General features: G+C 33.2%; 12 protein-coding genes. 7 read left to right on the forward strand and 5 right to left on the reverse strand.

All coding sequences use genetic code 11. The features are described 5' to 3' along the window. A partial coding sequence (locus BLQ93_RS09180; RefSeq protein ID WP_173801035.1) for a type 2 periplasmic-binding domain-containing protein occupies positions 1–477 on the forward strand: 477 nt, incomplete at its 5' end. 32 nt (positions 478–509) lie between these two features. Here the strand turns inward: BLQ93_RS09180 and BLQ93_RS09185 are convergent. Next, a complete protein-coding gene (locus tag BLQ93_RS09185) occupies positions 510–1646 on the reverse strand; it encodes an ABC transporter permease (protein ID WP_092129812.1) in 1137 nt (378 codons plus the stop codon). A gap of 32 nt (positions 1647–1678) precedes the next feature. Then, positions 1679–1918, reverse strand: a complete 240-nt coding sequence (locus BLQ93_RS09190) for a hypothetical protein (RefSeq protein ID WP_092129813.1) — start codon at positions 1916–1918, stop codon at positions 1679–1681. A 177-nt stretch (positions 1919–2095) separates the two neighbouring features. Here BLQ93_RS09190 and BLQ93_RS09195 point away from each other — a divergent pair, with 177 nt between their 5' ends. From BLQ93_RS09195 to BLQ93_RS09220, 6 genes are all read left to right on the forward strand, one after another. Beyond that, positions 2096–2362, forward strand: a complete 267-nt coding sequence (locus BLQ93_RS09195) for a hypothetical protein (protein WP_092129815.1) — start codon at positions 2096–2098, stop codon at positions 2360–2362. A 138-nt stretch (positions 2363–2500) separates the two neighbouring features. After that, entirely contained in the window at positions 2501–2806 is a 306-nt protein-coding gene (locus tag BLQ93_RS09200; RefSeq protein ID WP_092129817.1) for a hypothetical protein, read from the forward strand. A 17-nt stretch (positions 2807–2823) separates the two neighbouring features. Continuing rightward, positions 2824–3387 (forward strand): hypothetical protein, encoded by a 564-nt coding sequence (locus tag BLQ93_RS09205; protein ID WP_092129819.1) that lies wholly within the window; start codon positions 2824–2826, stop codon positions 3385–3387. Between the two features lie 58 nt (positions 3388–3445). Next, complete coding sequence (locus tag BLQ93_RS09210; RefSeq protein ID WP_025391167.1) at positions 3446–3787, forward strand: DUF4870 domain-containing protein; 342 nt, start codon at positions 3446–3448, stop codon at positions 3785–3787. Then, positions 3784–5253, forward strand: a complete 1470-nt coding sequence (locus BLQ93_RS09215) for an NHL repeat-containing protein (RefSeq protein WP_092129821.1) — start codon at positions 3784–3786, stop codon at positions 5251–5253. The genes BLQ93_RS09210 and BLQ93_RS09215 overlap by 4 nt, the downstream gene beginning before the upstream one ends. Positions 5254–5274: 21 nt before the next feature. Continuing rightward, the gene (locus BLQ93_RS09220) at positions 5275–5721 is read left to right on the forward strand and encodes a YMGG-like glycine zipper-containing protein (RefSeq protein WP_159427530.1); all 447 of its coding nucleotides are present in this window, start codon (positions 5275–5277) and stop codon (positions 5719–5721) included. A 146-nt stretch (positions 5722–5867) separates the two neighbouring features. On the opposite strand, the gene BLQ93_RS09225 is transcribed toward BLQ93_RS09220, so the two are convergent. The 3 genes from BLQ93_RS09225 to BLQ93_RS09230 all read right to left on the reverse strand — a co-directional run. Continuing rightward, the gene (locus BLQ93_RS09225) at positions 5868–6965 is read right to left on the reverse strand and encodes an SGNH/GDSL hydrolase family protein (protein ID WP_092129825.1); all 1098 of its coding nucleotides are present in this window, start codon (positions 6963–6965) and stop codon (positions 5868–5870) included. Positions 6966–7172: 207 nt separating this feature from the next. Next, positions 7173–7346, reverse strand: a complete 174-nt coding sequence (locus BLQ93_RS09450) for a hypothetical protein (protein WP_159427531.1) — start codon at positions 7344–7346, stop codon at positions 7173–7175. Between the two features lie 152 nt (positions 7347–7498). Further along, positions 7499–7879: OmpA family protein (locus tag BLQ93_RS09230; protein WP_143338735.1), on the reverse strand; the 381-nt coding region annotated here is incomplete at its 5' end.

The following is a 7879-nucleotide window of genomic DNA, read 5'->3' on the forward strand; positions in this document are numbered from 1 at the left end:
TGGAATGAAAAAGTTCATTACGGCTTATCTGTAAACTGGCCAGTAGGCGTTGGCGGAAAAGGCAATATGGGTGTGTCAAACTATGTAAAGCAGATAAAAGGCTCGATTGGCTATGTTGAGTATGCATTCTGGCTACAAAATCATCTAACAAACGTAGAATTACAAAACAAAGCAGGTAAATGGGTTATACCAAGCATAGCAGCCTTCAAAGAAGCTGCAGCAAAAGCACAGTGGGCTCCTCAAAACGGTTTTTGTCAATCTCTAGCATATCAGCCTGGTGTAAACACATGGCCTATAGTATCTGGCACATTTGTGCTTATTCCTAAAAAACCTACATTACCACACAAAGAAGCAGCTGAGTTTTTCAAATGGGGTTTTGCCCATGGTGACAAAGCTGCTGAAAGTTTGGGCTATATTCCACTGCCCCAGTCAACCAAAAATACAATCTCAAAGTACCTACAAGATAATGGCTTATAATATATAAAGAGGGAATGCCCCCTCCCTCTTTATTAACCTCTAAAAACATCAAAAGGTTCTATCTTTAAAACTTTTCTGATGCCAATATAACTTGAGAATCCTGCAATTGCCAATACCATTAAAAATGCAATAAGCATGTTTTTATATGTGACAACTGCTGCGTAATTTTGTATATTCGCTTTAGATATAGCGATAACTAAAGATGAAATCATAATACCAAAACCATAACCTATAAAGCTTGTCACAGAAACTTGAAACAGTATTATTGAAACTAGTTCATATTTTTTTGCTCCTATTGCTTTTAGAGCACCAAACTTTTCAAGGTTTTCAAGAACAAAAGCATAAAACGTTTGTCCTGCAATTGATAAACCTACAATAAAACTAATAAGCGTCATCATCATTATGCTTATACCCATACCTGTTTTATATTCGTAAAAATTTTCTATTGTTTTTTGAAACTGTTTTTGGGTTAAAGCTTTATAGCTTAATTTTTTAACTTGCTTTTGAATGTAGGGAATATCCTTTGAACTTTTTGGGTTTATCAAGATATAAGAAATAGAGTATCTGGTTTGTGGCAAATCCCGAGTAGCTCGTGTATATGTAGTATAAAGTGTGGGTATGCCAAAAAGACCACCGCTGGTTGTATTTGCAAGCGCCACTATTATTGCTCTGTGGTCATTTATACTTAAAATCGATCCAATTCCAGGTGAGCCTATTTTTTTATAATCAGAATCTTTTACACCAATAAAAGCATCAGAATTGTAAATCTTGTTTAAGTTGCCTTTTATTATGGGAGGCCTACCAAAAAGTATTGTATCATCCAGACCTATAATACTTACAGATTGATATTTACCGTTGGCAAGTTTTGCTAAACCAGATCCAAAGTAAATTGGTACAGCCATAGCAACGCCTTTTATACTTCTTACATAATCAAGTACATAGTTTGGCATAGGAATTGAGTTCATATCGTTTTCTACCGAAGGATCCATCACCCACATCTTTGCATTGATATTAATTACATTTGATGTAGATTTTCTTATAATACCAGCAAACATAGAAGTCATCTGATTCATTAAAAATACAGCAAATGTAATGCCAAGAACTAGGGTAAAAAATTTACCCCTATCGTTTGTAAGTAGTTTAAGTGCAATTTTTAAAAGACCTTTCATCTTATCCCCACAACTTTGCAAAAGAAAACTAATTAATTGTAATATTTAAAAAGCTTTATGTAAACAATTTTATTTATTATTTTTCCTTTTGCAGGTATTTTAGTGCCGTCTTCAAACTCAATTAATATCAAAAACACATCGTTGTCATTTAAAGGCTCATTGTCTTTTACAGAAAACCACAAATATAATCTGCAGAAATCTTTGTTATGGTTATTGGTTTTTTGCTGTTTAGTTTTCAGAGAAACATAAACACCTCCTAAAATCCAGTTCATTTCAAATGAGCCTGCATATGTTACAGGTATACGTAGTAAATGTTTTATCTTGAGCTATATTAGTTGATTTTATATTTATTTCTTGAATTAATTTTTAAACTTATTAAATTTTACATTAATTTTACTTAAATGTGATACGAATTATATTAACTAAAAATAAAAGAATGGGAGGTTTTTATGTTAAAAAAAGTTTTGCTTTCTTTAGCGATCATTGGTTTTATTTATGGGCAGTCTTTTGCTGTAGAAAAAAAGCCAGCTCCTACACCTCCACCACCACACAAATGTGTTATTTGTGGTAAGGTAGTTGTAACAAGAGGGCCATGTCCGCAAATAACATGCCCTCGTCCTATACCAGGCCCTAAACCCAAGCCGAACCCAAAACCAGTACCACATCCTAACCCGCATCCAGGTCCAAAACCACATCCAGGTCCACAGCCTCAGTGAAAGACATTCGGCTAGATTAGTGTAAATTATGCTGCTTTGTGGAAACACAAGCAGCATAATTAGGTTTAATCAAATGTTAGTTTGTCAAACTGGTTTGTTTTAATTTAATTTTCTTTTTTACGATTAAGGAGAAAAAACATGAAAAAACTTATTATTACAAGTTTAGTTTCGCTTGGAATAGTTGCTTTTACATTCAATTACGTCCAGGCATCAAGTTTGAAAGGTGTTAATGTTACTTCTACTCAGCACCAAAAAACAATTAAAAGCATGGATGAAGGTGTAGTGGTTCCTGGCCCTGGTCCAGGTGGTGGTGAAATGGGAGGTCTTGGTGGAGCAGGCGGTGGTTTTGGAAATGGTGGTACTGGAGCTGGCGGAGGTGGTGGCAGGCCTCCAACTCCATATAAGGTAAAAAATAATAAGCACAATATTAATACACCTAAATAAATTTAAGGAGCAATACTATGAAGTCTAAATTGATTTTTTTAGCTATTGCTACAGTATTTTTTGTCTTTAGCTACAATTTATCTTATGCTCAAAGCTGTTTTTGGCATGGAAGATGGGTACCACTTCAACATATCAGTAATGTTACAGTAGAAGGTTTTAGAGATGCACGACTTGTGGGACAGTGCAAACTTAATGCACCAAGTTATACAATAAACGGTGAAATGATAAATGTGTGGGAAGCTCCAAATGAGTACCCAGGACAATTGCTTGTCCACAATGGCGATCAAGGACCACAACCTACATATCAAACCTGGATAATGCAAACATCAGCTCCAGCTCCTGGTCCAACATGCACATGGCAAGGGCAAGAAGTACCACTTCAACACATTAGTAACGTAACAGTGGAAGGTTTTAGCGATGCACAACTTGTAGGTCAATGTCAGCTCCACGCTCCAAGTTATTGCATAAATGGAGAGTATGTAAATGTATGGAAAGCCCCAAACGAATATCCAGGAAAATTGCTTGTACACAACGGTGATCAAGGACCACAGTGTACGTACCAAACCTGGATAATGCAATAATATTATTAATGAGCTTTGTGGCCAAACTCAAAGTTTGGTCACAAAATTGGGAGTTAATATGGATAAAACCTCTCTTGGTCTTGAAGAAAATATGGAAGCTTCCCTCTCATACATAATGTTTTTTATAAGTGGTATTTTCTTTTTAATAGTGGAAAAAGAAAATAAATTTGTTCATTTTCACTCGTTGCAGTCTACCATTACGTTTCTTATTTTCTTTAGTGCTCAAATAATACTTATGCCTTTAATTGGCGTTCCTGTATTAAACATTTTAGTAGACATTATTCGCTACTTACTAAATGTTTTAAGTATTATTGTATGGCTTGTTTGTATGTATAAGGCTTATAATCACGAAAAATACAAGCTTCCTTTAATAGGTGACATAGTGGAGAAAATTGTATGAAAAAATATTATAAAATACTATTCATAGCAATTTTTATTTTTTTAGGCTTTTCAAAAGCCTTTGGTGATGATTATCTTTTCTATAAATGCAACAATAAAGAACTTAAAATTAAAGCTTTGTACTTTTATACGCAAAATGCACAAATCAATAAATTTAACATTATTCAGAGTCTAGAAAAATCTGGTTATAAAAATCTTGGAAGTCCAAGTCAACTTTTAATAAGAAACAACAATGGGTTTGTTATTTCTTCAAAACTTTTAAACCTATTATGCAAAATGAGAGGTTTTGCATACAAAATAACTATTGGGTCAATGGCTGGAAACCCAAACCCTGCGGGTCAATGTGGTGCTTTTAATAGTCATTGGGTAATAATTACTAAAAACAATAAAGTAATTTTACCAAAAACTTTATTGCAAAGCTGCAATTCCCAAAGCGCAATTTCAGAAATTACGCTAAATCCTAATGGTCAGATTCAAGTTTATAGAACAAACCCTTACTCTCAATCAGAATCTATTAACCCAATAGATTTAAATAAAAATCGCACAATTTACGTAGGACAAGCACCTGATGCTATAGCTACAGATCAATTTGGTAATATATGGGTTGCAAATTATCAAAGCCAAAATATAGCAAAAATTAATCAAGAAGGAAAAGTAGATTATTTTGACCTAAAAGGCAGCCCAACATCTATTGCTATAGATAGCTATGGAAATGTTTTTACTATAGTTAAAAACAGCGTAATAAAACTTACTCAAGAAGGAAAAATAGCAGGTATATACAAAATATCAGATGGTCTAAACTATGTTTTAATAGATCCTAAAAATAATATCTGGGTAGATGACTGGAAAAATGGAAAGGTCTATAAGCTTAATGAAAATGGTAATATAATAGACACATATCAAGCGGGTAACGGAGCATACAAAATGGCTATAGATAAAGCGGGTAATTTATGGATTGTTGCAAGTTATGATCATCTAATGATACTTTACCCTAATGGTTATATGAAAAAATGCCCTCAATGTTGCGTAAGTAATATTATTGCAAATGATAACACAGCCTGGATTACCACAGGTAAGCTTTTAGACAACAGCGTATTTTTAAGGCATATAAATTCAAATTGCGAAATTTTACCTCAAAGTTATAAATTAGATATACAATCAACAGGGATAGCAATAGATAATAAAGACATATGGGTTTCTGGAAATAAAAAATACGGAGAAGGTGTCTTAGAAGAGATCAATGAATCAGGAAAAAAACACACATATGCTCTTGGCAAATTTCCTGGGCCTTTAGTAATAGACAAGTATGGTAATGTATGGGTAATAAGTGGCCAAAATACAGTCACAGAATTCTACGGATTAGCGAAAGCTCAATATACATATACACCTCCACCTCAAAACTCGCTTAATCCACACCTTCCAATAGCTATACATCATACTTTTCCAGAAAATAATATTGGTAAATAAATTTAGATTATGGAGGCTAAAATGAATTTTAAAGTTAGGATTGTGTCTTTTATGCTTCTGCTGACACTTGTTGTTACCACTTTAAATCTAACGGGATGTCAACCAATGTCTCAACCGCCAACTCAGGCTAGTTATCAGGGTGCTGGCGTAGGTGCAATTTTAGGAGCTGTTGCTGGAGCATTATTAAGTCCAAACAATAGATGGAAAGGTGGAGCTATTGGAGCTGCTTTAGGAGCTGTATCTGGTTATACTCTATCTCAAATCCAAGCACAATCTGCTAACCAAGCTGCTTACTATAACCAACCAGTTCAATACCAAACAACTGCCAATAATGGAGTAGAAGGTACAGTTCAGGCTTATCCTATAGGCTACAATCCATACACAGGTTGTAAAAAAGTAAGAATTAGAACATGGCAAAACGGTCAGCTCATAAACGATATAGTAAAAGAAGTATGTCCAGCACAATAATTAAAGGATTATGTCCTATGAATAACACTTTGCCAAAACATTTTTCTAACACAAATCAAGTTTTACTGGCTCTAAACTTACCACCCCTCCTAAAAAGTATTTAGGTTTTTAATTGCAGCTTTGATATGGATAGATCAAGGCTGCAATTATTTATGAAAATAAAATGTTTTAACTTTTTTTGATACAAAGTGAGCTATAATTTCTTGTGTGTAGGCTGTTGGATGTACACCATCCCAGAAAAGGTAATGTGAATAGTAAGGTTTACCATTTAAACAAGCTTTCATTCCTTCTGAATAAGTGTTAATTATACCGTAAGCTTTTGGGTTGCTTATAAGTTTTTCAAACATTAAATTAGTATTTAGTATTAATATTTTTGATTTTGTTTGATTTTTAATACTATCGATCATCTGTTGCAAATATATATTGTAAAGCTCAACATAAATTGAAGCTAAAGCTTGTGCTTTGAAACCCGATTGAATTAAAGCAGGTGTATCCTGTATAGGTGGAAGATTTAATATGATTATATGTTTTGCTCCAAGCTTTAAAAGTTCTCTTACACCATAAACAGTCTGAGATACTGCAGTTTGTGCAGTACTCCAAATAAGTAAACCAATAGCTGTATTAAAATCTTTTGTTTGCATATATAAAAAATACATGCGGTAAAGTAAATTTGGTTCTATGCCAGCATTGATAGCATATGAAGGATTGTTTGTAAAAATTGTTTTTTCAAAAGCTATAGATTGTTTGGCTGCAACAAAAAAGTTATTTGCGCCAATCCATATACCAATTAAATCATTTGGTTTAAACTTTTTTTGATTTATAGCAAAACTTTGAATTTCTGTTAAAAAACTTGGTAATTGTGGTGTTACAAAAAAAGGCTTAAATGAACTCCAGCCAGTATTTTCTAAGTTATTATATATATTGGCTTTACCATTTAAGCCTTTTGCAGTTATTGGACCGGTAAAAGCTCCACCTACAGCATAATCATTTGAAGGTTTAAATTTAAAATGTGCAATTCGCGGAAAATCTTCTGCCCATACTGGACCATTTGAAAATTTGTTTTGATAGTATGGCGCAGGTGGTAAAAGAACACCGGTTAATCTGGGTATATTTCCATTGTCGCTTAAACTATCACCAAAAACATACCAATTACCAAGAGCATGTGCATTTTGAAAAGTTATTAGTAATTGAAGAAATAAATATAAAATGATAATGCATTTTTTATTCCTACAAACTTTATCCATCTACAATATGCATAATTTACAACTATACTTATAAACTATTTTGACATCCAAACTCAAATTCCAAATTTCTATACTTTCATTTTTTTTAAAATTAAAAAACATAATCAACCTTTTAGGCTGGCTAAAAAGAAGTTTAGTGAAGTTTAGTATTACTTGTCTTTTGGTTTTGGTTTTGGTTTTTCTTTTTTCACAAAATACCTTCTTTTATTATTTCTTTACTGCTTTCTTTACTGGAGCTTTTTTAACTGTTGCTTTTTTACCAACAGCTTTCTTTACGACTTTCTTTTCTGTTTTTGGTTTTTCAACCTTTTTTGTGGCAGCAAGCACAGGAGAAGCCATAAGACCCATAACTACTAAAGAAGCTAAAAGTTTCTTTAACATAAGTACCTCCTATTTGAACTTAAAGTTATATTAACTCCTTTAATGTAAAATGAAAGTAAAACCAGTTTGATTAATTTTAAAAAGTGGTTTATATCTAAAAGTTATAAACATACCTCCATTTAATTCTTACAAAAAATAGGAGCTTAGTGCTCCTATTTGTTTAAAATCACAAACTGATCATTTCTATTTTTTGCCCAGGCATATTCATTATGAGCAGGATCAACTGGCTTTAGTTTACCATTGCTCAATGTTTCAATCCTATCTGGTGATATACCATGCATTACAAGGTAGTTCTTTGCTGCATCAGCCCTTTTTTGGCCTAAAGCTAGGTTATAGGCTTCCGTTCCACGCTCATCGCAGTTTCCTTCAATCTTAATTTTGATGTTTGGATGTTTTGCCATATAATCTGCTATACCATCTAGTACTTTTGGAACATCCTGATTAATACCCCATTTGTCAATGTGAGTTAAATTATACTTGTCGAAGTTAAAATGAATGCGTTGGAAGATTTCCTTTAGCCTTTCTTCCTCGCT

The sequence above is a fragment of the Desulfurella multipotens genome (genome assembly GCF_900101285.1).
Classification (GTDB): Bacteria; Campylobacterota_A; Desulfurellia; order Desulfurellales; family Desulfurellaceae; genus Desulfurella; species Desulfurella acetivorans.

Coding starts and splice junctions, on each gene's coding strand:
- BLQ93_RS09185 (WP_092129812.1), bottom strand. CDS start 1,646: ATGAAAGGTCTTTTAAAAATTGCACTTAAACTACTTACAAACGATAGG.
- BLQ93_RS09200 (WP_092129817.1), top strand. CDS start 2,501: ATGAAAAAACTTATTATTACAAGTTTAGTTTCGCTTGGAATAGTTGCT.
- BLQ93_RS09210 (WP_025391167.1), top strand. CDS start 3,446: ATGGATAAAACCTCTCTTGGTCTTGAAGAAAATATGGAAGCTTCCCTC.
- BLQ93_RS09205 (WP_092129819.1), top strand. CDS start 2,824: ATGAAGTCTAAATTGATTTTTTTAGCTATTGCTACAGTATTTTTTGTC.
- BLQ93_RS09225 (WP_092129825.1), bottom strand. CDS start 6,965: ATGGATAAAGTTTGTAGGAATAAAAAATGCATTATCATTTTATATTTA.
- BLQ93_RS09450 (WP_159427531.1), bottom strand. CDS start 7,346: ATGTTAAAGAAACTTTTAGCTTCTTTAGTAGTTATGGGTCTTATGGCT.
- BLQ93_RS09190 (WP_092129813.1), bottom strand. CDS start 1,918: ATGAACTGGATTTTAGGAGGTGTTTATGTTTCTCTGAAAACTAAACAG.
- BLQ93_RS09195 (WP_092129815.1), top strand. CDS start 2,096: ATGTTAAAAAAAGTTTTGCTTTCTTTAGCGATCATTGGTTTTATTTAT.
- BLQ93_RS09215 (WP_092129821.1), top strand. CDS start 3,784: ATGAAAAAATATTATAAAATACTATTCATAGCAATTTTTATTTTTTTA.
- BLQ93_RS09220 (WP_159427530.1), top strand. CDS start 5,275: ATGAATTTTAAAGTTAGGATTGTGTCTTTTATGCTTCTGCTGACACTT.